We start from the raw sequence: 26,911 nt of genomic DNA on the forward strand, positions 1-26,911 counted from the left end.
CGCTGTTCGAACGCCGGCGCGCCGAGATCGCCGGTGCGGCGAAGGACGCCGCCGAACAGCTCGCTGCGCAGGAAGCCGCGCTCGGCGCGCTGCCCGATGAGCGGCTGGCGCGCGCGGCGCTCGATGCCGGGGAGCAGGCCGCCGATCGCGCCCGCACCGCCGCGACCGACGCGCAAGGCACGCTCGCCGCGCATGAGCGCACCCTCGCCGCGCTGAGCGAGCGGCAGGCGGTGGTCGGCGCCGAGATTCGGAGCTGGAAGGCGCGAGCGGGCGAGGCCGCACGGCGCGTCACCGACATGGACAAGCGCGCCGATGCGCTCGCCGCCGAGGCCGCAAAGCTCGCCGACCTGCCCGAACGGCTCGCCGCCGACCGCGCCGTTGCCGAGGCGCGGCAGGCCGAACTGCGCGAGAAACTCAACGAGGCCGAGACGCGCGAGCGGGCGGCCGAAGCAGCGCTGCGCGAGGCAGAGGCGGCGCTGACGACGATCCGCGAGCGCGTCGCCGCGGCGCGCGAAACGCGCGCCGGCGCGGTCGCGCGCTCCGAAAACGCCGAACTGCGCCGCGTCGAGATGGGCCGCCTGTCGGGCGAGCGTTTCGAATGCCCGCCGCCGCTGCTGCCGCAAAAGGCCGGTTTCGACAGCGCTGCGGTCGGCGACGCGGCCACCGAGTCGGCGGCGCACGACCGACTGATCGCCGACCGCGAGCGGCTGGGGCCGGTCAACCTCGTCGCCGCCGACGAACTCGCCGAGCTCGACGCCGAGCGCGAGCGGAGCGTCGCCGAGATCGAGGAACTGCAGCAGGCGGTGAACCGGCTGCGCGGCTCGATCGGCAACCTCAACCGCGAGGGCCGCGTCCGCCTGCTCGCGGCGTTCGAGGCGGTGAACGCGCATTTCCAGCGCCTGTTCACGACCCTGTTCAACGGCGGTCAGGCGCATCTCGAACTCGTCGATTCGGACGACCCGCTCGAGGCGGGACTCGAGATCATGGCGCAGCCGCCGGGCAAGCGGCTCGGCACGCTGACGCTGCTGTCGGGGGGCGAGCAGGCGCTGACCGCCGTGGCATTGATCTTCGGCCTTTTCCTCACCAACCCGGCGCCGATCTGCGTTCTCGACGAGGTCGACGCGCCGCTCGACGACGCGAATATCGAGCGCTTCTGCGACCTGCTTGACCGGATGAGCCGCGAGACCGACACGCGTTACCTGATCGTCACCCACAATGCGGTGACGATGGCGCGCATGCACCGCCTGTTCGGGGTAACGATGATCGAACGCGGGGTCAGCCGCCTCGTCTCGGTCGACCTCGGCGGCGCCGAGGAACTGCTCGCGGCCGAATAGACCGATCGGTCAGGGCGCGCTGCCCACCACCAGCATCGCGGCGAAGACGAGCAGTCCGGCGAAGCGGTTGCTGCGGAACTTGGCGAGCGCGTCGGCGCCGTTCGCGGGGTCGAGCGTCGCCACCTGTCCCGCCAGATGCACCGCCACCGGCACCAGCGCGACGAAGACCAGCGGATCGGGCCGCACGACCCACAGCGCCCCCGCCCACAGCGCGAGCGCGGTCGCATAGCACAGGCCGACGCCGCCGCGCACCTGGTCGCCCAGCGCGCGCGCGCTCGACTTGACGCCGACCAGCGCATCGTCCTCGATGTCCTGGAGCGCATAGATGGTGTCGTAACCGATCACCCAGGCGATGCATCCGGCATAGAGCAACGGCAGCGCGAGGCCGTCGCTGCCCCCGGCCGCGATCCAGCCGACGAGCGCCCCCCACGAAAAGACCAGCCCCAGCCACGCCTGCGGCCACCAGGTGATGCGCTTCATGAACGGATAGGCGGCAACGAGCAGCAGGCTCGCCACCGCGACGACCTGCGCGCGCAGCGGCAGTTGCACCAGCACGACCAGCCCGACGAGCGACAGCGCGAGCATCCACAGCGCCGCGCCGCGCACCGAAACCGCGCCGCTGGCGACGGGGCGCGACGCGGTGCGCGCGACCTTCGCGTCGAGGTCGCGGTCGACGATGTCGTTATAGACGCAGCCCGCGCCGCGCATCGCGATCGCGCCGGCGAGCATCCACAGGAACAGCGGCCAGTGATCGCGCGCGCCGCCCGCCAGCGCGATCCCCCACGCGCAGGGCCAATAGAGCAGCCACCAGCCGATCGGCCGGTCGAACCGCGCGAGCAGCGCATAGGGGCGCAACCCCGCGGGCAGGAACGCCAGGAAGCCGCGAAGCTGGCTGTCGGGGGGAGGGGCGGTGGTCATGCGTGCCGGGGGGATAGCAGAGCGCGCCGACGAGATAAATGCCGGACCGGGCGCGGCGCGCGCCGATCAGCAGGCGGACTTGGTGGCCGCCGGAGAGGGGTTGTAGACGCCGTCGCCGTCCTTCGGCCCATCCAGATCGCGCGGCTCGCGGATATTGAAGGCCGCCGTCGTGGAGATTCGCCGCGCGCCCAGCCACTTGCCATAGAGCAGCGGCTGATAGTCGTAGCTGATCTCGACGAACATCACCGCCGTCCCCGCTGCGGCCGTGACCTCCTTGCCTTTCAGCCCCATGCCCGGAAAACTCGTTCCGGTCTTGCCGGTGCCCTGCGCGCCATAGGCCGAGGACACCGCGAGATCGCCATAGCAGCGCTGCCAGTGAATCCACTGGCCGCCGTCCTTGTTGCGTTCGAGGCTCGACAGGATGATCCGCCCGTGCCGCTTGAAATCGAGCGCGTCGGCCTGCTTTTCCGCCCCGATGAACAACTCGTTGATATCGATCTCGCGGATCGGCGGCAGCGACAGATTGCTGCCCGCCGCGATGCGCGAGGCGTTGTCGGCGGTGTTGAGGCCGATCTGGCTGATCCGCGTGTGAGTCAGCGCGAGGTTCGCGATCTCCAGCCCGGCGAATCCCACCAGCACCAGAAAGGGAATGGCGAAGGCCATCTCGATCAGCACCGTGGCGCGAATGTTGCGCGCCAGGCGCCGCGCGGTGATCGCCAGGCGGCGGCGAGGGCGGGAAAGAAGCATCATTTCAGGCAGCTATCCGGTGTGATGTCGCTGCCGTTGGCAAAGGGCTGGTTGCGCAGGATCGTGACCGCCGACAGCGTCGAATAGGGGGACTGCCCCAGCATCTTCCACACCGGCAGCACGCGGTCGAAGCGCATCGTCACCGTATAGAGGACGACGTCGTCGGCGCCGCCGTTGCCGGCCTTGCCGCCATCCTCGAAGCAATCCTCGGCATCCAGATAGCCGTTCTTGTTCGTATCATAATAGCGCCGGGGGACGTTGAGCTTGCTGAACTCGTCATAGGCGCGCCGCGTGAATTTCACATCGGCGCCCGCGAACACCTGCTGGACCTGCTCCTTGACGCGGGCGTCGAGCGCCGATTGGTCGCTCGAATAAAGCTCCAGCGTCGAATCGCGTCCCGCCTTGGCGACGGCGCCCTGCAGGACCTGCTGCGCGTACATCTGCCAGCAGAAATCGAAGATCCCCATCAGGATCAGCAGGAACAGCGGTGCGGTGAGCGCGAATTCGACCAGCGCGACGCCGCGACGGTTTCTGCGAAGCCGGCGGATCAGGGCGCGGCGACGGCTCATTGCGACAGCCTGAGCTTCGAGATCTGGCGGGCGATCGCCTGGAACTGCGCGTTGAGCTGCGCCGCATTGTCGGCCTCGAACGCCTGCCCCGTCGAGGCGCAGCTGTTGAGGTTGCTGTTACTGCCGACGCCGAACGAGATCACCCAGATCGTCAGGCCCTTGCGCTTCGCGCTTTCGCACAGCTGTCGGAAGCGGTTGTTGTGCCGGTCGATCGCATCATTGTCGCTGGTCGCGCCGATGCGCGGCATCGACCGCTCCTGTCCCTGGTGCGACAGGTTGGCGCGCGGCGTCATCATGTCGCCGTCGGTCATGAAGACGATATGCCGGCTGACCGGCCGCCCGTTATAGGGTCCGTTGTCGGCCGCGAACAGACCGGTCGGCGAGATCAGGCGCGCACCCCACGCCATGCCGGCGTCGTGATAGGTATAGCCCTTGGGTTGCAGCGTCTTGATATATTTGTCGAAGTCGTCGTGATCCGCCTTGGTCATCGTCGTCAGGTTCATCGCCGCGACCGGGCAGGCGGCATAATCGCCGCCCTTGTCGACGAAATTCTGGTAATTGGTCGTCACACCCTTGCGTTCGGATACACGTTCGCGATCGTAGGTAAGGGCGGGTAGGAATGTCTTCCACTGCGTATCGGAATCGGTCGCCGACGGGACCATATCGATGTCCATGTCATAGGCGTTCGACGGCGCGGACGCGTTCGATGCGAATTGCGTCGTCGCCCGCTCGATGATGCAGCCTGCCCAGTCGATCGTGACCCGTTCACCCTGATAGCCGGTGTCTTCTTCGATCGTCGACCCGGTCTTCAGGGGACGCGTGTCGAAACCGCGGTCCTTATAGTTATATTTACCGTCGAAGACCTTGGTCAGCGTTTCCGTCTTCGTCACCTGATAGGTGCGCGTAAACGTCCAGCGCAGCTTTTTGGCTTCGCAACTCGCTGGTTTGCTCCAGGTGGCCGCCTTCCACGTCCCCTTGTAGGAATAATATTCGTAGGTCCGTTTCGAGTCGGAAACGGTGATACGCGTGCTGCCGTCAACAACCGGATTCGAGGGATTCAGCGATTCGCTGACCATCCTGGGCAAATCGCTATCGTCCCAGGTCGTACAATCCGCCTGGGCCTTGTCCGCCTTCCCCGCATCCTCCCATTTTTCGGCCCCTTGCCAGTTCGTGTTGGCAACAGGGTTGGTCGCAGTATAGTCCTCCGACACGACCGTCCGCGCGTCGCCCCAGACTTCCTTAGTCACCGGCTCGCGCGAAGGAAGCCATACGGTGTCGGCTATCCAGTCAGGATTCTTCGTCACCAGAATCTGGCCGACATTGACCGACGAGCTGTAGGGAACGACGCCGAAGCGCAGCCGCCCGTCGCCGATGTCGGCGTTGGTCAGCGTGTCGAAGAAATCGACCGCCGCCTTGCGCAGCGCCTCGATCTTGGTGTCGTCGTCCGAAGAGGAGGCCTTGCGCGCCATCGACCCGGTGACGTCGAGAACCAGCATCACGTCGACGTTCGAGATTTCGAGCTTGGCGGTGCAGTTCACGCCGAGGTCGAACTTGTCCTTGCCGAAAATGTACATGATCGCCGTCGGCAGCTTGACGCTGGCGGTGCCGACGACATCGGCGGCGCTCGTCGACTGCGAGGAAAAGTTCACCGCCTCGCTGCCATAGATGCCGTTCGGAAAGTTGAAGGCGAACATCTTGTTCGCCTCGGCCTTGTGGTCGTCGCCATAGACGCCCGCCGCCATAGCGCGCCGCCCCGCGAGCACGCCGGCGTCGCACGCCTGTTGCAGGCGAAGCTGCGTCATATAGGCGCGGCCGATGTCGACCGCCGACCCGACGATGCCGATCACCGGCACGATCGCGGCCGCGGTCAGCATCAGCGCGTTGCCGCGCTGGTCGCGGATCAGGCGTCCGGCGCCCTGCCGGAGGCGGCGCCCAAGACGGCGCCCGATATGTCGGATGTCGGTCCCACCCATGGTCTCAAATCCCTCGATCGACCCGCGTACGCCCCACAGATGCGCGGCGGGTATCCTGCCTCTATCGGAAAACTGCTTACCAAAATGCTAAGCCGCGCCGCCCGCATGGCCCGGAAAACCGCGCCTCCTGCCCCGCAACGGGACAGTCCGCGCGCACGGATGCGCGCGGGTGCGCGCCGCCGCCGCCCATGCTATGGCCCCGCGATGCCCGCGACTCCCGCCTGGCCGCCCGCCAGCACGCCCCGCCTGTTCGTCGACACGCCGCTCGGCCCCGACGCCGCACCGGTCGTCGACGGCGCGGCGGCGCATTATCTGCTGCACGTCATGCGGCTGAAGCCCGGAGACCCGCTGCTGCTGTTCGACAATCGCAGCGGCGAGTGGCTCGCCACGGTCGCCGATGCGGGCAAGCGCGCGCTGACCGTCCGCATCGAGCGCCGGACGCGCGCGATCGAGGCGGTGCCCGACCTCTGGCTGTGCTTCGCGCCGGTCAAGAAGGCGCGGCTCGACTGGATCATCGAGAAGGCGACCGAACTGGGCGTCGCGCGGCTGCAGCCGGTCATCACCGAGCGCACGATCGTCGAGCGCGTCAAGCGCGAGCGGCTGGAGGCGCAGATCGTCGAAGCGTGCGAGCAATGCGGCCGCACCGCGCTGCCGACGCTGGCCGAGCCGGTGAAGCTGCCCGCGCTGCTGCGCGACTGGCCACAGAGCCGCGCGCTGCTGTTCGCCGACGAAGCGGGGGGTTCGCCGTTCGGAACGGTCGATGCGCCTGCGCCCGCCGCAATCCTGACCGGCCCCGAGGGCGGCTTCACCGAGCGCGAGCGCGCCGCGCTGCTCGCCTGCCCCGCCGTCCGCCGCATCGCGCTCGGCCCGCGCATCCTGCGCGCCGAGACCGCCGCCGTCGCCGCGATCGCCCTGTGGATGGCGCAGCACGGCGACTGGGGGACAGCGGCGGGCGCGGTCTCCCTCGAAGCGTGACGATCAGTCGACGCGGGCGCGAAAGCGGATGGTGAAGCTGGGGCGGCTCGTCGCGCTGGTCGCGTGGCTCATATTGCCCGAGGGCGCGATCCGCAGCCCCCGCACCGCCGGGTCATAGGTCCCCGTCGGCGTGTAGCTATAGGGTGCGCCGCCGCCCGGCTGGTTCGAATAGCCGACATTCGACGCGCTGAATCCCAGGCCGCTCGCCGGCGTTCCATTGCTGAAACTGACCGAGCCGGTCTGGAAGGTGACGCCCGGCGGCAGCGGATCGACGAGCATGATCGCATTCGCCCGGTTGCTGTTGCTTCCCGTCCCGATGCTGGTCACGGTGATCGCATATTCGACGATCGCGCCGGGGATCAGCTTGGGATTGGTCGTGCCGTTGACGGGGTCCGAAATCGGCGTCGAGCTTTTCGTGATGACCAGCACGCCGCCGGTCGCGCGCGTGTTGGTGACGATGCAGGTGACGACGTCGCCGAGCTGCGGCGTGATCGTTCCCGGCGCCGCACCCGGCAGCACGGTCGAGGAGCCGGCGGCGGCGTTGGTGCAGCCAAGCACCGCATCGTAGCGCGCGAGGTCGGCGGTCCCCGCCGCGATCTCGTCGAGCGTATAGGCGGTGCCGGGGGTCAGCCGCACCATGCCGGTGTCGCCGCCGCCGACGGTAGTGCCGGTGCCGCTGGTGGTCGCGCTCGCCACCGCCACCGCGCCATCGAGAATGCGGACGGTGAACTGGTCGCCGCTGTAGCGCCGCCCTCCGCTGCCCAGCGCCTTGCGGAGGCGCAGGTGCGGATAGGGGGTGTTGGTGAAGGTGCAGGCGATCGCATCGCCGAATTGCAGCGGCGGCAGGGTGAACGATGTCGCGACCACCCCGACGGGCAGCGGCGTCGCCGATCCGCTGTTGCCGTTGGTGCAGCTGATCGTCGAGCGATAGGCGGAGAGCGCGCTGGCGCTGCCCGCCGCCATTTCCTCGCTCAGCGTCACCGACAGGCTGGAAGCGAGGCTGACCGGCATCGCGTTGAACGGGCCGTTGCCGCTGCCGCTCGTCGTCCCCTGCCCCAGCAGCGCGCCGCCGCTCGCCGCGCGGATGCGGAAGAGGAACTGGTCGCTGGCGTCGATCCGCGCCCCCGCGATCTGCTTCGACAGCCGGACCGAGGCGAAGCGCACCGCAAGCATGATGCCCTGCAACCCGCCCGAGGTGATCTGGGCGGTGACGGTCGTCGGGCTGTTCGACCCGACGATATAGGCGCCGACCGTCCCGGCGGTGCCGGTGACGGTGACGGTCGAGGTGCCGATGCCCGATCGGGCCGGATAGGTCGTTCCGCTAGTCGGCGGCACCTGGTCGAGCAGCTGCCACGCGCCGCCGTTGGTCGTGAACACCAGCGATTCCGTCTCGTTCGACGATTCGGCGTCGGCGACGACGAAGGAATAGGCGGAGGCGGCCGCCCCCGCGGGCGGGGTGATCGCGATGCCGCCGATCGTGACGGTGCGCGTTCCCGATGCCGTCGAATAGAGCACCGGGCGGCCCGGTATCCCGAGGAAGGCCGAGTTGCCGACCGCGGCGCCGGTCCACGACGGCGCGGCGACGGCGGAGAAGGCGCTGCCCGATGTCGGCGTCACGCGCAGGTTGAAGCGCAGGACCGAACCGTCGGTCAGCGTGAAGCTCATATTCTGGCCCGCCGCGCTGCGCGCGGTCGCGTCGCTGTATTGGCTGAGGTCGAGCCAGCAATAGGTCTCCCACCCCGCGGGCGCGGTCCCCTGGCTCGTCGCGGGGGCGCAGCTTTGGGCATACGCCGGCGCGGCGGCGAGCAGCAACGCCATCAGCAACGCGAAACAGGCCAGCAGCAGCGGGCGGAAGACGCGCCGCGCGCGGGCTCGCATCGACGAGGCGCACGGCGGTGGGCTCGCGGTCCGCCACCCACCGGCCCGCGACGCAATCTGGTCCCTGGTCATGCCCGCGCTTGTGGCAGCGAAAGGTTAATTCGCGGTCAACCTGTCCCCTCCTTTACCCCTTGCGCGGGGCCCGTCCTTTTTGCTGGTGCAAGCCGCGGCGCCTGCCTAAAGCGGCGCGATGAGCACGCGTACGGTTTCAGATCGAAACGATCCCCTCATCGAGAGCCGCGACCAGCTCGCGGCGCCCATGATCAAGGGCGAGAAGCCGAAGGACCGCTGGCGAATCGGCACCGAGCACGAGAAATTCGTCTATCGCACCGCCGATCATCGCGCGCCCTCCTATGACGAGCCGGGCGGCATCCGCGACCTGCTGACCGCGCTGACCCGCTATGGCTGGGAACCGGTCGAGGAAGGGGGGAACGTCATCGCCCTGTCGGGCAGCGACGGCGCGATCAGTCTCGAACCGGCGGGACAGCTCGAACTGTCGGGCGCGCCGCTCGAGAATCTCCACCAGACCTGCGCCGAGACCGGCCGCCACCTGAAGCAGGTGAAGGAGGTCGGCGCCGAACTCGGCCTCGGTTTCCTCGGCCTCGGCATGTGGCCCGACAAGACGCGCGACGAACTGCCGCGCATGCCGAAGGGACGCTATGCGATCATGCTCGACCACATGCCGCGCGTCGGCGGCATGGGGCTCGACATGATGCTGCGCACCTGCACCATCCAGACCAACCTCGACTATGCGAGCGAGGCCGACATGGTGCAGAAATTCCGCGTCTCGCTCGCGCTCCAGCCGCTGGCGACCGCGCTGTTCGCGGCGTCGCCCTTCACCGACGGCCGGCCCAACGGTTATCTGTCCTATCGCAGCCACATCTGGACCGACACCGACCCCGCGCGCACCGGCATGCTGCCCTTCGTGTTCGAGGACGGCTTCGGCTACGACCGCTATGTCGACTATATGCTCGACGTGCCGATGTATTTCGTGTTCCGCGACGGGCGTTACATCGACGCGGCGGGACAGAGCTTCCGCGATTTCCTGAAGGGCCGGCTTCCGGCGCTGCCCGGCGAGTTGCCGCGCCTTTCCGACTGGACCGACCATCTGTCGACCGCCTTTCCCGAGGTGCGGCTCAAGAGCTTCCTCGAAATGCGCGGCGCCGACGGGGGACCGTGGAACCGCATCTGCGCGCTGCCCGCGCTGTGGGTCGGGCTACTCTACGACCAGGGCGCGCTCGACGCGGCGTGGGACCTCGTCAAGGACTGGAGCATCGCCGACCAGCAGGCGCTGCGCGACGCGGTGCCGCGCGAGGGGCTGTGCGCCGCGGCGCCGGGCGGCGGCACCGTCGGCGACCTTGCGCACCGCGTTCTCGACATCGCGGCGCAGGGGCTGGCGGCACGCGACGAGGTCAATTCGATGGGCGACAACGAGGTCGGCTTCCTCGAACCGCTGCGGCAGATCGCCAAGAGTGGCAAGTCGCCCGCGCACGACCTGCTCGACCGCTACGAAGGCGCATGGGGCCGCGACCTGTCCAGGATTTATGGCGAGTTGAGCTTCTGAAAGACACGCATTCGGGATAGCGGAATCGCCATTCGCTTCCCTTCGTCACCCCAGCCTTGATCCGGGATGACGGCGATGGAAATGTCGGCACTCGACCGAAAATGCTGTTACGCCACCGGCCCCACCCGCGGGTCGGGCTCCAGCCGGATCAGCGGGCGCGCCCGACCCGTCAGCCGCGTGAACAGGCGCGGCACCAGCGCGTGCCGCTGAGCCCAGTTCCAATAGGCGACATAGGCGGGATCGGCGAGCAGATGCTTTTCCTCTGTCTTGGCGCGCCAGTAATAGACACCGCTGACCAGCCCGAGGATGACCATGTTGCGCGCGCCCTCGACCCAGCCGCCGGCGGTGACCAGAAAGGGCAGCGAGCCGACCCACCAGCTCAGATTCTTGGACACATAGGCGGGGTGGCGGGTCAGCGCATAGGGACCGTGGGTGATGACGCCGCGATGCGTGAGGTTCGAGAAGCGGATGCCGAACGCCATCGTCGCCCAGGCATAGACCGCGACCAGCGCGACGAGCACGACGCCCCACAGCATCATCAGCGTCTCGTGCCCCTCCAGCCAATAGCCCCAGTCGGACCCGTTCACCGTATAGTCGAGCGGGCCGCCGTTCATCAGGATGAAGGGCGGATAGCAGACGAGCGCCGCGACCCACGCCATACCATAAGGGTTGGCGGTGCGGATGTGCGAGTCGAGCGGCTTCAGTGTCAGGATATAGCCGACCGTCGCGACATGGACGTCGACCAGATAGAGCAGATTGATCATCCACAGCGCGATCATGTAGGGATTGGCGAGCGCCTCGCTCACCGGCACGGTGACCAGCGCCGCGAAATTGCCCGGCACGATCGACAGCATGAAGGCGGTGAAGAAGCCTTTCACCGCCCAGGCGCGGAAATGGTGGCCGATCGCGCGGCCATCGACGGGTTGGCCGGGAGCAATCAGCCAGCGGCCGAACTGGTAGCAGCCGTCGCGCGGTTCGACCATGCGGCGGTCGAGCCACAACATATAGGGCACGGAGACGAGCAGCAGCCACGGCGCCACCCGCTCCAACAGGTCCATCGCGAAGGCATAATTGCCCTCCCAATAATAGCGCATCGTCGCATAGAAGAGCGCGATCAGCCCCCAGGTCGCCCACAGGCCGGCGATCTTGGTCAGGCTGATATCGACCGTTTCGCGCCACGGCCGGCGCTGCGACCAGTCGATGCCGGTCGAGGGGTTGCGATGCACCTTGTCGACGAACAGCGACCACAGCACCATCGGGATGCCGCAGGCGAGCACGCTGGCGATCGCCGAATTGGGACCGTCCATCGGGCCGCGCGTACCCCAGTCAATGCCGAGCACGGTCGCGATCTGCGGCGCATGGCGCGCGATCAGCAGGTAGGAGAATAGTCCGGCGATACCGACGATGCCGACCCCGGCGCTGACCGCCGAACGCGGCCGCGAATCGGCGGCGGGCGCGTCTTCGGCCGCAGCGCCGGTCGCGGGGGAGAGCGGAAGATCGGACATGGCGGTCACGCTTTTCCCCTAGTCCGAAATGGTAAGCAAGCCGTCAACGATACGGGCGAGTCGCGCGCCCTCGCCTCGCCAGAAAACAACCATTTTGGCCGTTTTCCACCGTTCATCGTGCCATCGGTTCGATTCAGCCCGACTCGCGGCGTGCGGATTCGCGCTGGCGGGGAGTCGCTGGTAAGGCGCCGTTCCAGTCGGGGGCGGAGGGCTCCAAGCAGAACAACAAGACGGGGTCGTGACTTGTCTTCCCAATCGACGGGCCTGCGCCCATGGCGCCAGCGCTGGAATGCGCTGTTTCAGGACCATGAAATCTTCATCCGCACCCACGGCCATGTCCGGTTCGTGCGGGTCAGCGCGGTCTGGCAAAAGCGTGTCGCGCTGATCGCCGCGGCGGTACTGTTCGCCTGGGCGGCGGTCACCGTCGCGATCTTTGTCAACCAGCTTCTTTCCGCAGACGAACGGGCCGAGGTCGCGCGCAAGCAGGCCGCCGCAACTGCCGCCGAGGCGCGCATCGCCCAGTATCGCGACCGTGTCGGCGAAATCGCCGCCGACCTCGACGAGCGCCAGGCGCAGCTCGAGGAATGGCAAAAGACCTATTTCGGCGCCGAGGCGCTGCCCGCCGCCGCCGATGACGACAAGACCGGGGCCGCCGCGGACAAGCCGCCCGAAACAAATACCCTCAAGACGAGCGCAGTCGATCCGCGCCTGCCACCCGAGGCGCAGGCGCTCGCGCGCATCGAGGCGCGGCAGGAGGTCTTTTCGGCGCGGCTGCTCGCCGCGGTCGGCGCGCGCGCCGCAAAGGCCGAGGGCGCGGTGGCGAAGCTGGGGCTCGACCCCGCGTCGCTGGTCCGCAACGCAGCGGCCGGCCGCGGCGGTCCCTTCATCCCCTTCCGCGGCCGCATCGGCGCCGCGGGCGCGCTGGGCAAGAGTTTCGCGGCGCTCGAAGGCGCGCTGTTCCGCATGGAGGTGCTCGAACGCACGCTCGTCGCCATCCCCTCGGGCCAGCCCGCGCATGTGCTGATGCTCTCGTCGAGCTACGGCTATCGCAGCGATCCCTTCACCGGCGCGAGCGCGATGCATTCGGGGCTCGATTTCCCCGGTCCGCTCGGCACCCCGATCCTCGCCGCGGCGCCGGGCAAGGTGGTGTACGTCGGCCAGCGCGCGGGCTATGGCAATGTCATCGAGGTCGATCACGGCCAGGGGATCATGACCCGCTATGCTCACCTGTCGGGTTTCACGACGCGGGCGGGCGCGCAGGTCGCCGCCGGGCAGCAGATCGCCAAGATGGGCTCGACCGGGCGTTCGACCGGCAGCCACCTGCATTTCGAAGTCCGTCTGAACGGCGTCGCGGTCAACCCGCGCCGGTTCCTGGAGGCCAAAGCCGATGTTCTTGAAGTCAAAGACGACGCCCGACAGCGAGTCGGCGCCCTCGCTTCCGCCACCCCCGGCCGGGGCGCCCGCTAGGATGGCGACCGGCGCGCGCCATACGACCTTCTCGATCCTCGGTTCGGATGTCGTCGTCACCGGCAATGTATCGGCGAGCGTCGACCTGCACGTCGACGGCAAGATCGAGGGCGACCTGAAATGCGCCAACCTCGTCCAGGGCGAGGCAAGCGAGATCAAGGGTGCGGTGGCCGCCGAAACCGCGAAGATCGCCGGGCTGGTCGACGGCTCGATCGAGGCGAAGACGCTGATCGTCCACGCGACCGCGCGGATCACCGGCGACGTGACCTACGAAACGATCACGATCGAGAATGGCGGCCGGGTCGACGGCAAGCTGTCGCACCGCCGCCACGGCGCCGCGGCCAAGGCGCCGCCGCCGCTGGAAATCGTCGAGACCCGCACCGCGTAACGGCGCGCGCGGTCACGCGCCGCCGACGACCCACGCGAGCGCTTCGTCGCGCGCGCCGGGCTCGAAAACGCGGTAGCTGATGCGCGGCAACAGCGCGCTCTCGATCTTCGTCGCCGCGCGGATCCAGCCCTGATCGGCAACCACCGCGACGCGGCCGAAGCGATCCAGCTTGCCGAACAGCGGCAGCGCGCGCTTCATATAGGCGCCCAGTCCCGCGATCTCGATACCGTCGATCGCCTGCGTCTCGACGAAGACGTGGACCTTGTCATGGCGCGCCATCGCGCCATCGAGGCGGTCCATGATCGCGTCGAGTTCACTGCCGCTGATCCGGTCCGATACCTTGAGCGCGATCACATCGTCCGCGCTGTCGATCATGTCGAGCATGGTCTTTCTCCTGCTTCGCCCTACGCGCCGCTGCGCCCGGCCGTTCCATCGGGGCGCGGCTTTCCGTCCCGCACCAGCGGCGAGCCGAAACCCTCGGTATATTGCGGGGCGTCGTCGGTGATCCGCACCCACGGCGCCTTCGATTCGACGAAGATATGCGCCGCATAGCCCCGGAACCCCGGATCGTCGTCGAGCAGGCCCACCGGCACGAAATAGATCTTGCCGCCGGGGTCGGCATGCGGCGCGGGGCTCCCGCATGTCCGGCAGAAGCTCGACGTCCAGCCGTCGCTTTCCGGCACCACGAAGCGGGCGACATCGGCCTCGCCGCGCAGCCAGCGGAAACTACCCACCGCAGTGTAGAAGACGGCATTGCCGTCGGTCCCCGACACCTTGCGGCATTTCGAGCAATGGCACTGCCCGGCCGGGCCGATCTTTCCCTCGATCGCGAACGCCACCGCCCCGCACAGGCACGATCCGGTGATTGGCTTGGACATGGAACCCTCCTCCCGCATCCGATCCGGCGAAGATAGGCGGATCGGGGCCGACCGCAATCGCATAAAGCGGGGTCTGCTCCTGTCTGCTTCCCGGCGGTAGCCGGGGTCCAGGGGCCTGCCGAAAAGCGCGGAACCCGCCCTCAGTTCCGCGGCGCCTGCCGGCGATAACTCAGCGCCTCGGCGATATGGGTGCGGCCGATCGTCTCTGCCCCGGTAAGGTCAGCGATCGTCCGCGCCACGCGCAGCATCCGCGTATAGCCGCGCGCCGACAGCCGCATCGCCTCGGCCGCCTGCGCGAGCAGATGGCGCCCCGGCTCGTCGGGAGTGGCGACGGCTTCGAGCAGCTCGCCGTCGATCTCGGCATTGGTGCGCGCCTTGTGCCCGGCATAGCGCGCCGTCTGGACCGCACGCGCCGCCGCGACGCGCGCCGCGACTTCGGCGCTGCCCTCGGCGGGCGGCGGCAGGACGAGGTCGGCGGCGCTCACCGCGCGCACCTCGACATGCAGGTCGATGCGGTCGAGCAGCGGTCCCGACAGCTTCGCCTGATAGTCGGCGGCGCAGCGCGGCGCGCGGCTGCACGCGAGCGCCGGATCGCCGAGATGGCCGCAGCGGCAGGGATTCATCGCGGCGATCAGTTGCACCCGCGCCGGAAAGGTGACGTGCGCATTGGCGCGCGCGACGCTGACCTCGCCCGTCTCGAGCGGCTGGCGCAGGCTGTCGAGCACCCCACGCTGGAATTCGGGCAGTTCGTCGAGGAACAGCACCCCCAGATGCGCGAGGCTGACCTCGCCCGGGCGCACGCGCAGCCCGCCGCCGATCAACGCCGGCATCGACGCCGAATGATGCGGGCTGCGGAACGGCCGCGCGCGGACCAGTCGCCCGCCCTCCAGCCCGCCCGCGACCGAGGCGATCATCGACACTTCCAGCGCCTCGGCGGGGGTCAGTTCGGGCAGGATGCCGGGCAGGCAGGCGGCCATCAGCGACTTGCCCGCCCCCGGCGGCCCGACCATCAGCAGGTTGTGGCCGCCCGCCGCCGCGATTTCGAGCGCGCGCTTCGCTGTTTCCTGCCCCTTCACCTGCGCCAGATCGGCGGTTCGCGCCGGCGCCGCGACCTCGCCCGGCACCGGCGCGGGCAGCAGCGCGGCGCCCTTGAAATGCCCGAGCAGCGACAGGAGGTCGGGCGCCGCGAGCACCTCGACATGCCCCGCCCACGCCGCCTCCGACCCCTGCGCGGCGGGGCAGACGAGCCCGCGCTCGACGCTGCCCGCGTGCAGCGCGGCAAGCAGCACGCCTGGCGACGGCGCGACGCGCCCGTCGAGGCCGAGTTCGCCGACGACGACATAGGCGGCGAGCGTTTCGGGATCGACGACCCCCATCGCGCCGAGCAGCGCGAGCGCGATCGGCAGGTCGTAGTGCGAGCCTTCCTTGGGCAGGTCGGCGGGCGACAGGTTGACCGTGATCCGCTTCGGCGGCAGCGCGAGGCCGATCGCCGACAGCGCCGCGCGCACCCGCTCGCGGCTTTCGGCGACCGCCTTGTCGGGCAGGCCGACGACCGCGAAGGCGGGCATCCCGGGCGCGATCTGGCACTGCACCTCGACCCCGCGCGCCTCGAGCCCGAGATAGGCGACGGTCGAAACGATCGCGACCAATGATACCCCCTTGCAGCCGGCCCCCATTTGTTCCCCATCCTTCATAGGCGGGAGGCGCCGGGCGTCGAGTCCCTTTTTGTCGGGGGACAGGAATCGCGTGGGAATGACGGAGACAAAAAGGAAGGAATTTCGCGCAGAGGCGCAGAGTCCGCAGAGATTTTAGTTCGCGCGGAGGCGCGGAAGCGCGGATGCGCGGAGAAGAAAGAAGAAAATGGCGGCTTTGCCGCCTTCCCCTTTTCTCTGCGATCTCTGCGCCTCTGCGCGAAATCCTGTCCCAAGACCGTCATCGCCGTCCAATTTGACATCATACCAACCAGTCGGTATGTAAATCTCCATGACGCCGACTCACCCCTCCCCCCCTCCGACGCCGCGCCGCCGCGCACCGCGGGGCAGCGCGCGCGCGAAGCTGATCGCCGCCGCGCATCAGGAGGTGCGGCGGCACGGCTATGCCGCGACCACGGTCGACCAGATCTGCGCTGCCGCCGGGGTGACCAAGGGCGCCTTCTTCCACCATTTCGAATCGAAGGAGGCGCTGGCGGTCGCCGCCGCCGAAGCGTGGACCGAGCGCGCGCGGCCGATGTTCGACATGCTGCCGCACACGAAGCTGGAGGACCCGCTCGACCGGCTGCTCGGCCATATCGATTTCCGCTTTTCGCTGCTGCACGGCCCGGTCGACGGCTTCACCTGTTTCATCGGCACGATGGTGCAGGACGCCTATGCGACCAGCGAGCCGATCCGTCTCGCCTGCGAAGCGAGCATCGCCGCCTATTGCGAAGCGCTCTCCCCCGACATCGAGGCGACGATGGCGCAATATGGCGCGCCCGACGGGATGACCGCGATCGATCTCGCGCGCCATATCCAGTCGGTGCTGCAGGGCGGCTTCGTTCTGGCGAAAACCACCAACGATCCGGCGATTGCCAGGGAAAGCGTCGCCCATCTGACGCGTTACGTCCGCATGCTATTCGGACGGACGTGACCGCCGCGAAACCGTCCCCCGAAACCTTCCGACGAGAGAGGAATTTCCGATGCCCACCCCCAGGATGATTTTCGTCAACCTGCCGGTCCGCGACCTCGACCGGTCGATCGCCTTCTACGAGGCGCTCGGCTTCGCCAACGAGCCGCGCTTCACCGACGAGACCGCCGCCTGCATGGTCTGGTCCGACGCGATCTTCGTGATGATCCTGACGCACGACAAGTGGCGCAGCTTCACCGACCGGCCGATCCCGCCGACGGCATCGAGCGAGGCGATGCTCGCGCTGACCCTCGACAGCCGCGAGGCGGTCGATGCGATGGTCGCGGCCGCCGCCGCCCACGGCGGCACCGCCGACGTCAACCCGGTGCAGGAACATGGCTTCATGTACGGCCGCGACATTCTGGATCCCGACGGCCATGTCTGGGAACCGTTCTGGATGGACCCGGCGGTCGCGAACGGCGACGCACCCCCACCCGCCGCCTGAGGCGACGAAAGGAGCGGCATCATGCCCGTGAATCCCGCCGCCATAATCGAGATCACCGCCTTCGACTGGGTGCCCGATTTCGCGCGCGGTTTCGTCCGCGACCTGCGTCCGCGCTGGGCGTGCGAGGAAATCGGGCTCGACTATGCCGAGCGGCTGATCAGCGCGGTCGACCGTCCGTCCGAACATTTCCGCGACCAGCCATGGGGGCAGGTGCCGGTGCTGCGCGACGGCGACGTGCATCTGTTCGAAAGCGGCGCCATCCTGCTGCATCTGGCGGAAAAGGACGAGCGGCTGCTGCCGCGCGACCCGCAGGGCCGCGCGACCGTGACGAGCTGGCTGTTCGCCGCCTACAACAGCGTCGAACCGGCGATGTTCGAACTGTCGACCGTCGACCTGTTCGCGGCGGGCGAGCCGTGGGCGAAGCTGCGCCGGCCCGGCCTGATGGACTTCATCCGCGCCCGCTTCGGCAGGCTCGCCGAGGCGCTGGGCGACCGGCCGTATCTCGCGGGCGTTTTCAGCGTCGCCGACATCGCGATGGCGACGGTGCTGCGCGAGGGTATCGAATCGGGTGCGGTCGCCGAGCATCCGCAGCTCGAGGCCTATCTTGCCCGCTGCCTCGAACGCCCCGCCTTCGACCGCGCGCTCAAGGCGCAGTTCGCCGCCTTCCGCGAAGAGGCGGGACCGGCGGAAAGATAAGCATGAGCCCCTCCTCTTCAGAAGGAGGGGGAAGACAGAGCAGGAGAGAGACGATGACCTATGTCGAAGGCTTCGTGCTTGCGGTTCCGACCGCCGAGCAGGACAGATATCGCGACCTTGCCGCCCGATCGGTGCCGCTGTTCAAGGAGTTCGGCGTGCGTCGGCACGTCGAATGCTGGGGCGACGACATCCCCGTCGGCAAGCTCAACGACTTCCGCACCGCGGTGCAGGCGAAGGACGGGGAGACGGTCGTCTTCAGCTGGTTCGAATATCCCGACCGCGCGACGCGCGATGCCGCGAACGAGAAGATTCGCACTGATCCGCGCATGGCGGAGATGGGCACCGACATGCCCGGCGACGGCCAGCGCATGATCGTCGGCGGCTTCGCGCCGATCGTCGAGGAAGGGCTCGGCGGATCGATGGGCTATACCGACGGCTTCGTGTTCGCGGTACCCGACGCCAACAAGGAGGCCTATCGCGCGCTCGCCGCCCGCGCCTCGCTTGTCTTCCTCGATCATGGCGCGACGCGCGTCCTCGAATGCTGGGGCGACGACGTGCCCGACGGCAAGGTCACCGACTATCGGCGCGCGACGCATGCAAAGCCCGGCGAGACTCCCGCCTTCAGCTGGATCGAATGGCCCGACAAGGCGGCGCGCGTCGCGGGCTGGGAAAAGGTCATGGCCGACGAGCGGATGCGGCACGATCCGAACGATCAGAGCTTCGACGGCGCGCGCATGATCTATGGCGGCTTCGTTCCGATCGTCGACGCCTGACACCCCCCACCGCCGGGACGCACAAGGAGAAGGACGATGACGAATCCCAAGGGCAGCTTCATCTGGTACGAGCTGATGACGAGAGATCCCGACGGCGCGGCGCGCTTCTATGGCGCCGTGGTCGGCTGGACGATTGCGGCGCACGGCGACCCCGCGGCCGGCGGCGTCGATTATCGCATGATCGGCCGCAGCGACGGCGACCAGGCCGGCGGCGTGCTGGCGCTGAACGCCGACATGCTGGCGGGCGGCGCGCGGCCGGCGTGGCTCGGCTATCTCTATACCCCCGATGTCGACGCCACGGTCGCGGCGATCGGGGCCGACGGCGGCAGCGTCCACATGCCGCCGACCGACCTGCCCGTCGGGCGCATCGCGATGCTGGCGGACCCGCAGGGCGCGCCCTTCTACGTCATGAACCCGATCCCGCCCGCGGGGCAGGAGGACATGGACAGCGACGCCTTCTCGGTCACCGAGGCGCAGCACGTCCGCTGGAACGAACTGATGACGAGCGACCCCGACGCCGCGATCGCCTTCTACCGCAGGCATTTCGGCTGGGGTCAGGAAGGCGCGATGGATATGGGGGCGCTGGGCGCCTACCGCTTCCTTCAGGTCGGCGACGTCGGCATCGGCGCGGTAATGCCGCTGATGCCCGAAACCCCGGCGTCGACCTGGACCTTCTACATCGGGGTCGACGACATCGACCGCGCCGCGGCGGCGGTCGCGGCGGCCGGCGGCACGGTGACCAACGGCCCGATGGAAATCCCCGGCGGCGAATATGCGATGAACGGCATCGACCCGCAGGGCGCCGCCTTCGGGCTGGTGGGGCCGCGGCGCTGACGGACAGGCCCCTCCCCAAAGGGAGGGGCGTTGGAAGAGGAGAGAAGCCATGACCACCCCCGCCAACGAGGCGCCGACCGGCGGCCTGACCCCGCACCTGACTATCCGCGACAGGCGCGCGGTCGAGGCGATTGCTTTCTACACCGCCGCATTCGGTGCGAGCGAGGTCGTCCGCGTCCCCGCCGACGACGGCGTGCGGCTGATGCACGCGCACCTGCATCTCAACGGCGCCTCGCTGATGATCCACGACGATTTCCCCGAATATACGGGCGGTCCAGCGCCCGCGCCGGCCAGCGTCGTGCTGCACCTGCAGGTCGACGACACCGACGCCTGGTACGCCCGCGCCGTCGCCGCCGGCGCCGAAAGCGTGATGGCGCCCGAAAACATGTTCTGGGGCGACCGTTATGCGCAGGTGCGCGACCCGTTCGGCCACCTCTGGTCGCTCGGCACCCCGCTGCAAGGAGAGGAAGGATGACCCGCGATCCCGTCACGCTGTGCCTGTGGTACGATAAGGATGCCGAGGAAGCCGCGGCTTTCTATGCCGCCACCTTCCCCGACAGCCGCGTCGGCGCGGTCCACCGCGCCCCCGGCGACAACCCGAGCGGCAGAGAGGGCGACGTGCTGACCGTCGATTTCACCGTGCTCGGCATCCCGTGCGTCGGCCTCAACGGCGGCCCCGCCTTTCCGCACAGCGAGGCCTTTTCCTTCCAGGTCCATACCGGGACGCAGGAGGAAACCGACCGCTACTGGAACGCGATCGTCGGCAACGGCGGCCAGGAAAGCATGTGCGGTTGGTGCAAGGACAAATGGGGCGTCAACTGGCAGATCACCCCGCGCGCCCTGACCGATGCCGTGATGGGCGACGACAAGGCGGCGGCGAAACGCGCGTTCGAGGCGATGATGACGATGAAGAAGATCGACGTCGCGGCGATCGAGGCCGCGGTGCGGGGGGAGCCGGGGTGACGCGGCGCCGCCTCTCACCCTCGCCCCTGTCCGCCTGGCTGCTCTGCGGCACGCTCGACATCGTCTATGCCGCGCTCTGGAGCCTGTCGGCGGGCGGCACCGTCGGCGGCATGCTGCGCGGGGTCGCCAAGGGGCCGTTCGGCGACGCCGCGGTCGACTGGGGCCTCGGCGGCGCGCTGCTCGGCCTCGTCACCCACTATGCGATCATGGGCGCGATGGTCGCGGCCTTCGTCCTGCTCGCGCGGTATTGGGCGGGGCTGCGCCGCTGGCCGTGGGGATGGGTCGGCCTCGTCTATGGCCTGATCCTCTATGGCGTGATGAACGGCATCGTGCTGCCGCTGCGCTTCGGCACGCCCTTTCCGCCCGCCGACCTGTTCAAGGGCGCGGTCGCGCTCTTTCCCCACATCTTTTTCGTCGGACTGCCGCTCGCATGGCTGTTCGCGCGTCCGGAGGCCCGCTGATGCTGATCTATTACGGCCACCCGTTCTCCTCCTACACGTGGAAGGCGCTGATCGCGCTCTACGAGAAGGAGCTTCCCTTCGATTACCGCGTGATCGGCCCCGACACGCCGCAGCATGGCGACGAGTTGCGCGCGCACTGGCCGGTCGGCAAGTTCCCGCTGCTCGTCGACGGCGACACCGCGCTGTTCGAGGCGTCGATCATCATCGAGCATCTCGACGCACTCGCCCCCGAACCGCGCCTGATCCCGGCGGACCGCGACGCGGCGCTGCGCGTCCGGCTACTCGACCGGATATTCGACAATCATGTGATGACCCCGATGCAGGAGGTGGTGGCCGACGCGCTGCGCGGGCCGGAACATCATCTCCAGATCATCGTCGACAAGGCGAAGGAATCGCTCGAAACCGTCTACCGCTGGCTCGATGCCGAGCTGGCCGGCGGCGGCTGGGCGACTCCCCATGGCTTCACCCTCGCCGATTGCGCGGCGGCACCCTCGCTCTTCTATGCCGACTGGGTGCACGAAATCGCGCCCGCCTACGCCAATCTGCGCGCCTATCGCGCGCGGCTGCTCGCGCATCCGTCGGTCCGCCGCTGCGTCGAGGATGCGCGGCCCTATCGCCCCTTCTTCCCGCTCGGCGCCCCCGATCGCGACTGACCCGCAAAGGAGAAACAGCATGTCCGACGATCCCCGCGAACTGTCGATCTCGATCCGCATCGCCGCGCCGCCCGACGCGGTCTGGCGGGTGATGACCGAGCGGATGGCCGAATGGTGGTGCCCGAAGCCGTGGACCGTCACGCTCGACGATGTCGACCTGCGCCCCGGCGGACGCTGCGCGATGACGATGCGCGGCCCCGACGGCGAGGTGCAGCCGACCGACGGCCTGTTCCTCGAGGTCGTGCCGGGGGTGCGCTTCGTGACCACCGATGCGGTGGTGCGCGGCGCCGACGGCCGCATCGCGCCGCGCGATCCGTTCATGATCGGCGGCTGGGAGATCGCGCCCGACGGCGCCGGCACCCGCTTCACCGGCTGGGCGCGCCACTGGAGCGACGAGGCGCGCCAGCAGCATCAGGACATGGGCTTCACCGCCGGCTGGACCGTCGTCGCCGAACAGCTCAAGGCGCTGTGCGAAGCCGCCTGACGGAACGTCCCGAAACGCGGTTAACGCCGCGCTGACCGCATGGCTTGACGCTCTGGTAGGCGCCCGCGCGCGAGAGCGGCGGGATGGCCCGTCCGTCCGCCTTGCCGCCCGCGCTGCTGCGTTCCGCGATCGTCGCCTTGCTGGCAGCGGTGCTCGCCTTCGCGCCCGCGCAGGCGCAGACGGTGGTGACCGTCACCACGACGATCGGCTGGACCTATGAAGAGGTGGATGGTCCGGCCGCCAATCTCGACCCGACCGCCCTCGACGAGGACGCGGCGCTGCTCGACGATGCGGCGCTCGCCGATGCCGCCGACCTCGGCGCGACGCGGCGTTATGCGCCCGCCGCGACGCTCGCGACCCTCGGTCCCGCGAAGGCGCGCTTCGGTCCCTTCGCGGTGGTCGACGCCGGCGCCGCGCGCATGGCGGGCGACGTCACCGCGGCGACGCCGCACCAGTTCGCGGCGATGCTCGCGGCCTTTCCGGCGCTGCGGCGGATCGAGATGATCGACTGCCCCGGCAGCCTCGACGAAGAGGCGAACCTGATCCTCGCCCGCGCGATCCGCCGCGCGGGGCTGGAAACCGTCGTGCCAAGCGGCGGATCGGTGCGGTCGGGCGCGGTCGAGCTGTGGCTCGCCGGCGCCGTCCGCCGCGCCGCGCCCGATGCCGAATTCGGCGTCCACAGCTGGATCGACGAAGAAGGGCGCGAGGCGAACGACTATCCCGCCGACGATCCCGTCCACGCCGAATATCTGAGACTCTATCGCGAATTGGGGATGGACGATGCCAGCGCGCGCGCTTTCTATACGCTGACCAACAGCACGCCGTTCGACACCGTCCGCACCCTGACGCGCGCCGACATGGCCCGCTTCGTCGCGCTCGACTGACCCCGCCGCCGCATAGCGAGCCGTCGCGTCGGCGCACCCGGCCGACGTGCCCTATCCTTGCAACACGCCGCCCGCCTTCCCACATCGCCGGGCATGGCGAAGCCGAATCTCTACCAGCGGTTGCGGGCGAATGCGCAGGTGCGCTACGCGCTGTTCGTGACCGGCGTGCTGCTGATGATCGTCGCGGCGCTGATCGGGCCGTTGCCCGGTCCCGGCTTCGTCATCCTCTTCCCGATCGGGCTGATGCTCGCGCTGCAGAACAGCCTGTGGGCAAAGCGCCGCTATGTCCGGTTCAAGATGCGCCACCCGCGCTACGGCGACTGGGCCGACCGGCTGATGCGGCGGGTCAGCGCGGCGCGGCGGCGCGCGCGCGCCGCGCTCGACCGGCTCGATGGCGATTGACTTTGCGCCGACTCTCGCCTATCCGCGCCCCCACTGGCGGCCGCCCGCGTTTGGCGGCCCTTTTTCGTTGCAACGATTGAAGAGATTTTGGGGATTTCGCGATGAAGCGCACCTATCAACCGAGCCGCCTCGTGCGCAAGCGCCGCCACGGCTTCCGCGCCCGCAAGGCCACCGTCGGCGGCCGCAAGGTCCTCGCCGCCCGCCGCGCCCGCGGCCGCAAGAAGCTGTCGGCCTAAGCGCCGGCGCTTCGCCGCCGAGCCTGGAAGGATCTGGGCTGGTGCGAACGCTCTCCAGACGCAGCGAGTTTCTGGCCGCGAATCGCGGCCTTCGCTTTCCCATGCCCGGCTTCGTCCTGCTCGTCCGCCCGCGCGGTGACGACGACGACGCGCCGGGCATCGGCTTCACGGTCAGCAAGAAGGTCGGCAACGCGGTCGTGCGCAACCGGATGAAGCGCCGCCTGCGCGCCCTCGCCCGCGCCGCCTTGCCCGAATCGGGGATCGCGGGCGCCGACCATGTGCTGATCGGCCGCCCCGGCGGCAACGCCATCGCCTTCGCCGAGCTGGCCGGACACCTCGATTCGGCGCTGAAGCGCGCCGCGAAGAAGCTGGCACAATGAGTGGCGTGAGCGTTTCCCGTTGTCGTCACCCCGGACTTGATCCGGGGTCCCGCTTTTCCACGTTGCTGAGCGGGACCCCGGATCAAGTCCGGGGTGACGATGATTTCAGCCGCGCGAAAACCCGAATCGCGTGTGAAGTTGCGCAGTTTCCGGGGGGTTCCGCATGATCGCCCGGCTGCTGATCCTGATCGCGCGCGGCTGGCAGCTCGGCCCGTCGCGCATCCTGCCGCCGACATGCCGCTACGCGCCGTCGTGCAGCGAATATGCGATCGTCGCGCTGAAACGCCATGGTGCGATCAAGGGTGGCTGGCTGGCGACAAAGCGGCTATTGCGCTGCCACCCCTGGGGCGGACACGGTTACGACCCGGTGCCATGAGACAGGCATTTCCCGACATTTGTTGAGATGAAGAGAGACCGAAAAGCGTGGATGACAAGCGGAACCTGATCGCGGCGATTTTACTGTCGGTCGCCATCCTGCTGGGCTGGAACTTCGTCGCGGAGAAATTCTTCCCGACTCCCGCCAAACCCGACGTGACCACCACGGTCGCCGGGACCGACGCGAACGGCGCGCCCGCCGCGACGCCGCAGGGTCAGCCGAGCGGCCTGCCCACGCCCCCGGCCCAGGTCGCGCCCGCCGCCAAGGCGACCGTCCCGGTCGAGGCGGCGCTCGCCGCGGACAACCGCGTGGCGATCGAGACCCCGGCGCTGTCGGGTTCGATCAACCTCGTCGGCGCGCGCATCGACGACATCACACTGACCCGCTACCGCCAGACGATCGAGAAGAACGCGCCGCCGGTGCGCCTGTTCGCGCCGGCGAACACCAAGGCCGCCTATTTCGCGAGCGTCGGCTGGTCGGCGCAGGGGATCGAGGTTCCCGGCCCAGCAAGCGTGTGGACCGCGTCGGGCGCGAAGCTGACCCCGACGACGCCGGTGACGCTGAGCTGGGCGAACCCGACCGGCCAGACCTTCCGCATCGAATACAGCATCGACGCCAATTATCTGATCACCGCGAAACAGACGATCGCCAACACCGGCGCCGCGCCGGTGACGGTCAGCAGCTATGCGCTGATCGACCGCCTCGGCAAGCCGACCGACCCGCACGAACAGGACAGCTGGACGATCCACGTCGGCCCGACCGGCTATCTGGGCGGCAAGTCGGTGTTCGACGTCGACTACAAGGACCTCGATAAGGACGGCGCGGTCAAATATGATTCGGCGGCGTGGCTCGGCTTCACCGACAAATATTGGCTCGCCGCGATCATCCCGGCAAAGGGCGAGCGCGTCACCGCGTCGATGAGCGCCCCCGCGCCCGACAATTACCAGACCCTGTTCGCGCGCGATTTCCGCCAGATCGCCCCCGGCACCCAGGTCTCGACGACCAGCCGCATCTTCGCGGGCGCAAAGGAGGTGCGGACGCTCTCGGCCTATCAGGACGACCAGGGCATTACCCGCCTGTCGAACGCGATCGACTGGGGCTGGTTCGAATTCTTCGCGGTGCCGATCTTCAAGCTGCTCGACTGGCTGTTCCGCCAGATCGGCAATTTCGGCGTCGCGATCATGGTGCTGACGCTGATCATCCGCGGCGCGATGTTCCCGATCGCGCAGCGCCAGTTCCACTCGATGGCGCAGATGCGCCTCGTCCAGCCGAAGATGAAGGCGCTGCAGGAACGCTTCAAGGACGACAAGCCGAAGATGCAGCAGGAGCTGATGAAGCTCTACAAGGACGAGAAGATCAATCCGCTCGCCGGCTGCCTGCCGATCGTCATCCAGATTCCGATCTTCTACGCGCTCTACAAGGTGCTGATGCTGACGATCGAGATGCGGCACCAGCCCTTCGCGCTGTGGATCAAGGATCTGTCGGCGCCCGACCCGCTGCATTTCCTGAACCTGTTCGGCCTGCTGCCCTTCACCCCACCGTCGCTGCTGGCGCTCGGGCCGCTCGCGCTGATGCTGGGCATCACCATGTTCCTGCAGTTCCGCCTGAACCCGCAGGCGACCGACCCGGTGCAGCAGCAGGTGTTCAAGATCATGCCGTGGCTGTTCATGTTCATCATGGCACCCTTCGCGGCGGGGCTGCTGCTCTACTGGATCACCAACAACGTGCTGTCGATCGCGCAGCAGCAGTGGATGTATCGCAAGTTCCCGCAACTCAGGACCGCGGTGGCGAAGTGACGGATGGTGCCGACGACAGGAGCGAACGCGCGCGCAAGCTGTTCGCGGGCCCGATCGCCTTCCTGAAATCGGCGCCCGCGCTCCAGCATCTGCCGGCGCCGGGCGTGCCCGAGATCGCCTTCGCGGGCCGCTCGAACGTCGGCAAGTCGTCGCTGCTCAATGCGCTGACGGGACGGAACGGCCTTGCACGCACCTCGGTGACGCCGGGGCGGACGCAGGAACTCAACTATTTCGACGTCGGCAGCCCGCTGGTCTTCCGCCTCGTCGACATGCCCGGTTACGGCTTCGCCAAGGCGCCGAAGGACGTGGTCAAAAAGTGGCGATTCCTGGTCAACGACTATCTGCGCGGGCGCGCGGTGCTCAAGCGCACGCTGGTGCTGATCGACAGCCGCCACGGCATCAAGGATGTCGACCGCGAAGTGCTGGCGATGCTCGACGTCGCGGCGGTCAGCTACCGCCTCGTCCTCACCAAGGCCGACAAGGTGAAGGCGAGCGACCTCGCCGCCGTCCACGCCGCGACCGAGGCCGAGGCGCGCAAACACCCCGCCGCGCATCCGGAGGTGATCGTGACGAGCAGCGAAAAGGGCATGGGAATCGCCGACCTGCGCACCGCGGTGCTGGAGGCGGTGGAGTCATAAATTCCCCCCTCCCGCTTGCGGGAGGGGTCGGGG

At 68.6% G+C, this 26,911-nt stretch carries 31 protein-coding genes; 22 read left to right on the forward strand and 9 right to left on the reverse strand.

Features of this window, described 5'->3' with window-relative positions:
* Window positions 1-1,334, forward strand: a 1,334-nt coding sequence (locus tag SGR02S_RS13075) for a coiled-coil domain-containing protein (protein ID WP_501193784.1), incomplete at its 5' end; no start/stop codon positions are given.
* Between the two features lie 9 nt (window positions 1,335-1,343).
* Here the strand turns inward: SGR02S_RS13075 and ubiA are convergent.
* From ubiA to SGR02S_RS13095, 4 genes are all read right to left on the reverse strand, one after another.
* Complete coding sequence (gene ubiA, locus SGR02S_RS13080) at window positions 1,344-2,252, reverse strand: 4-hydroxybenzoate octaprenyltransferase (protein ID WP_067110520.1); 909 nt, start codon at window positions 2,250-2,252, stop codon at window positions 1,344-1,346.
* Window positions 2,253-2,318: 66 nt separating this feature from the next.
* Entirely contained in the window at window positions 2,319-3,002 is a 684-nt protein-coding gene (locus SGR02S_RS13085) for a TadE/TadG family type IV pilus assembly protein (RefSeq protein WP_067110523.1), read from the reverse strand.
* On the reverse strand, window positions 2,999-3,568 hold the full coding sequence (locus SGR02S_RS13090) for a TadE family protein (RefSeq protein ID WP_067110526.1): 570 nt from the start codon (window positions 3,566-3,568) through the stop codon (window positions 2,999-3,001). Before SGR02S_RS13090 ends, SGR02S_RS13085 begins: the two co-directional genes overlap by 4 nt.
* Window positions 3,565-5,541, reverse strand: a complete 1,977-nt coding sequence (locus SGR02S_RS13095) for a TadE/TadG family type IV pilus assembly protein (protein WP_082797136.1) — start codon at window positions 5,539-5,541, stop codon at window positions 3,565-3,567. Before SGR02S_RS13095 ends, SGR02S_RS13090 begins: the two co-directional genes overlap by 4 nt.
* Before the next feature lie 204 nt (window positions 5,542-5,745).
* Between SGR02S_RS13095 and SGR02S_RS13100 the strand changes: the two genes are divergently transcribed.
* The gene (locus SGR02S_RS13100) at window positions 5,746-6,516 is read left to right on the forward strand and encodes a 16S rRNA (uracil(1498)-N(3))-methyltransferase (protein ID WP_067110600.1); all 771 of its coding nucleotides are present in this window, start codon (window positions 5,746-5,748) and stop codon (window positions 6,514-6,516) included.
* Window positions 6,517-6,519: 3 nt separating this feature from the next.
* Here the strand turns inward: SGR02S_RS13100 and SGR02S_RS13105 are convergent, their stop codons facing one another.
* Window positions 6,520-8,466, reverse strand: coding sequence for a CshA/CshB family fibrillar adhesin-related protein (locus SGR02S_RS13105; RefSeq protein WP_255211477.1), 1,947 nt, complete (start codon window positions 8,464-8,466; stop codon window positions 6,520-6,522).
* A 118-nt stretch (window positions 8,467-8,584) separates the two neighbouring features.
* Between SGR02S_RS13105 and SGR02S_RS13110 the strand changes: the two genes are divergently transcribed.
* A complete protein-coding gene (locus SGR02S_RS13110) occupies window positions 8,585-9,958 on the forward strand; it encodes a glutamate--cysteine ligase (protein WP_067110530.1) in 1,374 nt (457 codons plus the stop codon).
* Window positions 9,959-10,065: 107 nt separating this feature from the next.
* Here the strand turns inward: SGR02S_RS13110 and SGR02S_RS13115 are convergent, their stop codons facing one another.
* Complete coding sequence (locus SGR02S_RS13115; RefSeq protein WP_067110532.1) at window positions 10,066-11,463, reverse strand: methyltransferase family protein; 1,398 nt, start codon at window positions 11,461-11,463, stop codon at window positions 10,066-10,068.
* Window positions 11,464-11,706: 243 nt separating this feature from the next.
* On the opposite strand from SGR02S_RS13115, the gene SGR02S_RS13120 reads away from it, so the two are divergent.
* Together SGR02S_RS13120 and SGR02S_RS13125 are read left to right on the forward strand one after the other, a co-directional pair.
* Window positions 11,707-12,930 (forward strand): M23 family metallopeptidase, encoded by a 1,224-nt coding sequence (locus tag SGR02S_RS13120; protein ID WP_067110534.1) that lies wholly within the window; start codon window positions 11,707-11,709, stop codon window positions 12,928-12,930.
* A gap of 1 nt (window position 12,931) precedes the next feature.
* Entirely contained in the window at window positions 12,932-13,318 is a 387-nt protein-coding gene (locus SGR02S_RS13125; RefSeq protein ID WP_067110536.1) for a bactofilin family protein, read from the forward strand.
* 12 nt (window positions 13,319-13,330) lie between these two features.
* Here the strand turns inward: SGR02S_RS13125 and SGR02S_RS13130 are convergent, their stop codons facing one another.
* From SGR02S_RS13130 to SGR02S_RS13140, 3 genes are all read right to left on the reverse strand, one after another.
* Window positions 13,331-13,702 carry a SpoIIAA family protein gene (locus tag SGR02S_RS13130; RefSeq protein WP_067110539.1) on the reverse strand — a complete coding sequence of 124 codons (372 nt, stop codon included), beginning with the start codon at window positions 13,700-13,702 and terminating at the stop codon, window positions 13,331-13,333.
* A 20-nt stretch (window positions 13,703-13,722) separates the two neighbouring features.
* Window positions 13,723-14,196, reverse strand: a complete 474-nt coding sequence (locus SGR02S_RS13135; RefSeq protein ID WP_169799687.1) for a GFA family protein — start codon at window positions 14,194-14,196, stop codon at window positions 13,723-13,725.
* A 140-nt stretch (window positions 14,197-14,336) separates the two neighbouring features.
* The gene (locus tag SGR02S_RS13140; protein WP_067110545.1) at window positions 14,337-15,845 is read right to left on the reverse strand and encodes a YifB family Mg chelatase-like AAA ATPase; all 1,509 of its coding nucleotides are present in this window, start codon (window positions 15,843-15,845) and stop codon (window positions 14,337-14,339) included.
* A gap of 334 nt (window positions 15,846-16,179) precedes the next feature.
* Between SGR02S_RS13140 and SGR02S_RS13145 the strand changes: the two genes are divergently transcribed.
* The 17 genes from SGR02S_RS13145 (at window position 16,180) to yihA (ending at window position 26,878) form a co-directional block, all read left to right on the forward strand.
* Window positions 16,180-16,821 carry a TetR/AcrR family transcriptional regulator gene (locus SGR02S_RS13145; protein WP_067110554.1) on the forward strand — a complete coding sequence of 214 codons (642 nt, stop codon included), beginning with the start codon at window positions 16,180-16,182 and terminating at the stop codon, window positions 16,819-16,821.
* 49 nt (window positions 16,822-16,870) lie between these two features.
* On the forward strand, window positions 16,871-17,302 hold the full coding sequence (locus tag SGR02S_RS13150) for a VOC family protein (protein ID WP_082797138.1): 432 nt from the start codon (window positions 16,871-16,873) through the stop codon (window positions 17,300-17,302).
* Between the two features lie 21 nt (window positions 17,303-17,323).
* Window positions 17,324-17,998 (forward strand): glutathione S-transferase family protein, encoded by a 675-nt coding sequence (locus SGR02S_RS13155; RefSeq protein WP_067110560.1) that lies wholly within the window; start codon window positions 17,324-17,326, stop codon window positions 17,996-17,998.
* A gap of 53 nt (window positions 17,999-18,051) precedes the next feature.
* A complete protein-coding gene (locus SGR02S_RS20770; protein WP_067110563.1) occupies window positions 18,052-18,771 on the forward strand; it encodes a DUF1428 domain-containing protein in 720 nt (239 codons plus the stop codon).
* Window positions 18,772-18,807: 36 nt separating this feature from the next.
* Window positions 18,808-19,605: a VOC family protein gene (locus SGR02S_RS13165; RefSeq protein ID WP_067110565.1), complete on the forward strand. Its 798-nt coding sequence runs from the start codon at window positions 18,808-18,810 to the stop codon at window positions 19,603-19,605.
* A 49-nt stretch (window positions 19,606-19,654) separates the two neighbouring features.
* Window positions 19,655-20,080, forward strand: a complete 426-nt coding sequence (locus tag SGR02S_RS13170; RefSeq protein ID WP_067110568.1) for a VOC family protein — start codon at window positions 19,655-19,657, stop codon at window positions 20,078-20,080.
* On the forward strand, window positions 20,077-20,568 hold the full coding sequence (locus SGR02S_RS13175) for a VOC family protein (RefSeq protein ID WP_067110572.1): 492 nt from the start codon (window positions 20,077-20,079) through the stop codon (window positions 20,566-20,568). The genes SGR02S_RS13170 and SGR02S_RS13175 overlap by 4 nt, the downstream gene beginning before the upstream one ends.
* The gene (locus SGR02S_RS13180; protein WP_067110575.1) at window positions 20,565-21,029 is read left to right on the forward strand and encodes a hypothetical protein; all 465 of its coding nucleotides are present in this window, start codon (window positions 20,565-20,567) and stop codon (window positions 21,027-21,029) included. The genes SGR02S_RS13175 and SGR02S_RS13180 overlap by 4 nt, the downstream gene beginning before the upstream one ends.
* Window positions 21,029-21,682: a glutathione S-transferase family protein gene (locus SGR02S_RS13185; RefSeq protein WP_212597894.1), complete on the forward strand. Its 654-nt coding sequence runs from the start codon at window positions 21,029-21,031 to the stop codon at window positions 21,680-21,682. Before SGR02S_RS13180 ends, SGR02S_RS13185 begins: the two co-directional genes overlap by 1 nt.
* A gap of 19 nt (window positions 21,683-21,701) precedes the next feature.
* Window positions 21,702-22,166 (forward strand): SRPBCC domain-containing protein, encoded by a 465-nt coding sequence (locus SGR02S_RS13190; RefSeq protein WP_067110577.1) that lies wholly within the window; start codon window positions 21,702-21,704, stop codon window positions 22,164-22,166.
* A gap of 83 nt (window positions 22,167-22,249) precedes the next feature.
* A complete protein-coding gene (locus tag SGR02S_RS13195; RefSeq protein ID WP_067110579.1) occupies window positions 22,250-23,050 on the forward strand; it encodes an alpha/beta hydrolase in 801 nt (266 codons plus the stop codon).
* Window positions 23,051-23,143: 93 nt separating this feature from the next.
* Entirely contained in the window at window positions 23,144-23,452 is a 309-nt protein-coding gene (locus SGR02S_RS13200) for a hypothetical protein (RefSeq protein ID WP_067110582.1), read from the forward strand.
* A 101-nt stretch (window positions 23,453-23,553) separates the two neighbouring features.
* Complete coding sequence (rpmH, locus tag SGR02S_RS13205; RefSeq protein WP_003046693.1) at window positions 23,554-23,688, forward strand: 50S ribosomal protein L34; 135 nt, start codon at window positions 23,554-23,556, stop codon at window positions 23,686-23,688.
* A gap of 41 nt (window positions 23,689-23,729) precedes the next feature.
* A complete protein-coding gene (rnpA, locus tag SGR02S_RS13210; RefSeq protein ID WP_067110584.1) occupies window positions 23,730-24,068 on the forward strand; it encodes a ribonuclease P protein component in 339 nt (112 codons plus the stop codon).
* 163 nt (window positions 24,069-24,231) lie between these two features.
* The gene (gene yidD / locus SGR02S_RS13215) at window positions 24,232-24,444 is read left to right on the forward strand and encodes a membrane protein insertion efficiency factor YidD (RefSeq protein ID WP_054586362.1); all 213 of its coding nucleotides are present in this window, start codon (window positions 24,232-24,234) and stop codon (window positions 24,442-24,444) included.
* Window positions 24,445-24,491: 47 nt separating this feature from the next.
* Complete coding sequence (yidC, locus tag SGR02S_RS13220) at window positions 24,492-26,240, forward strand: membrane protein insertase YidC (protein WP_067110587.1); 1,749 nt, start codon at window positions 24,492-24,494, stop codon at window positions 26,238-26,240.
* Window positions 26,237-26,878 (forward strand): ribosome biogenesis GTP-binding protein YihA/YsxC, encoded by a 642-nt coding sequence (gene yihA, locus SGR02S_RS13225; protein ID WP_067110590.1) that lies wholly within the window; start codon window positions 26,237-26,239, stop codon window positions 26,876-26,878. The genes yidC and yihA overlap by 4 nt, the downstream gene beginning before the upstream one ends.
* Window positions 26,879-26,911 lie beyond the last annotated feature (33 nt).

The sequence above is a fragment of the Sphingopyxis granuli NBRC 100800 genome, assembly GCF_001591045.1.
In the GTDB taxonomy this organism is placed as follows: domain Bacteria; phylum Pseudomonadota; class Alphaproteobacteria; order Sphingomonadales; family Sphingomonadaceae; genus Sphingopyxis; species Sphingopyxis granuli.

Coding starts and splice junctions, on each gene's coding strand:
- SGR02S_RS13105 (WP_255211477.1), bottom strand. CDS start 8,466: ATGACCAGGGACCAGATTGCGTCGCGGGCCGGTGGGTGGCGGACCGCG.
- SGR02S_RS13195 (WP_067110579.1), top strand. CDS start 22,250: ATGGCCCGTCCGTCCGCCTTGCCGCCCGCGCTGCTGCGTTCCGCGATC.
- SGR02S_RS13155 (WP_067110560.1), top strand. CDS start 17,324: ATGCCCGTGAATCCCGCCGCCATAATCGAGATCACCGCCTTCGACTGG.
- rpmH (WP_003046693.1), top strand. CDS start 23,554: ATGAAGCGCACCTATCAACCGAGCCGCCTCGTGCGCAAGCGCCGCCAC.
- SGR02S_RS13125 (WP_067110536.1), top strand. CDS start 12,932: ATGGCGACCGGCGCGCGCCATACGACCTTCTCGATCCTCGGTTCGGAT.
- SGR02S_RS13165 (WP_067110565.1), top strand. CDS start 18,808: ATGACGAATCCCAAGGGCAGCTTCATCTGGTACGAGCTGATGACGAGA.
- SGR02S_RS13130 (WP_067110539.1), bottom strand. CDS start 13,702: ATGCTCGACATGATCGACAGCGCGGACGATGTGATCGCGCTCAAGGTA.
- SGR02S_RS13150 (WP_082797138.1), top strand. CDS start 16,871: ATGCCCACCCCCAGGATGATTTTCGTCAACCTGCCGGTCCGCGACCTC.
- SGR02S_RS20770 (WP_067110563.1), top strand. CDS start 18,052: ATGACCTATGTCGAAGGCTTCGTGCTTGCGGTTCCGACCGCCGAGCAG.
- SGR02S_RS13085 (WP_067110523.1), bottom strand. CDS start 3,002: ATGATGCTTCTTTCCCGCCCTCGCCGCCGCCTGGCGATCACCGCGCGG.
- SGR02S_RS13200 (WP_067110582.1), top strand. CDS start 23,144: ATGGCGAAGCCGAATCTCTACCAGCGGTTGCGGGCGAATGCGCAGGTG.
- ubiA (WP_067110520.1), bottom strand. CDS start 2,252: ATGACCACCGCCCCTCCCCCCGACAGCCAGCTTCGCGGCTTCCTGGCG.
- SGR02S_RS13115 (WP_067110532.1), bottom strand. CDS start 11,463: ATGTCCGATCTTCCGCTCTCCCCCGCGACCGGCGCTGCGGCCGAAGAC.
- SGR02S_RS13145 (WP_067110554.1), top strand. CDS start 16,180: ATGACGCCGACTCACCCCTCCCCCCCTCCGACGCCGCGCCGCCGCGCA.
- SGR02S_RS13110 (WP_067110530.1), top strand. CDS start 8,585: ATGAGCACGCGTACGGTTTCAGATCGAAACGATCCCCTCATCGAGAGC.
- SGR02S_RS13100 (WP_067110600.1), top strand. CDS start 5,746: ATGCCCGCGACTCCCGCCTGGCCGCCCGCCAGCACGCCCCGCCTGTTC.
- SGR02S_RS13185 (WP_212597894.1), top strand. CDS start 21,029: ATGCTGATCTATTACGGCCACCCGTTCTCCTCCTACACGTGGAAGGCG.
- SGR02S_RS13135 (WP_169799687.1), bottom strand. CDS start 14,196: ATGTCCAAGCCAATCACCGGATCGTGCCTGTGCGGGGCGGTGGCGTTC.
- SGR02S_RS13175 (WP_067110572.1), top strand. CDS start 20,077: ATGACCCGCGATCCCGTCACGCTGTGCCTGTGGTACGATAAGGATGCC.
- yidD (WP_054586362.1), top strand. CDS start 24,232: ATGATCGCCCGGCTGCTGATCCTGATCGCGCGCGGCTGGCAGCTCGGC.
- SGR02S_RS13170 (WP_067110568.1), top strand. CDS start 19,655: ATGACCACCCCCGCCAACGAGGCGCCGACCGGCGGCCTGACCCCGCAC.
- SGR02S_RS13095 (WP_082797136.1), bottom strand. CDS start 5,541: ATGGGTGGGACCGACATCCGACATATCGGGCGCCGTCTTGGGCGCCGC.
- SGR02S_RS13190 (WP_067110577.1), top strand. CDS start 21,702: ATGTCCGACGATCCCCGCGAACTGTCGATCTCGATCCGCATCGCCGCG.
- SGR02S_RS13090 (WP_067110526.1), bottom strand. CDS start 3,568: ATGAGCCGTCGCCGCGCCCTGATCCGCCGGCTTCGCAGAAACCGTCGC.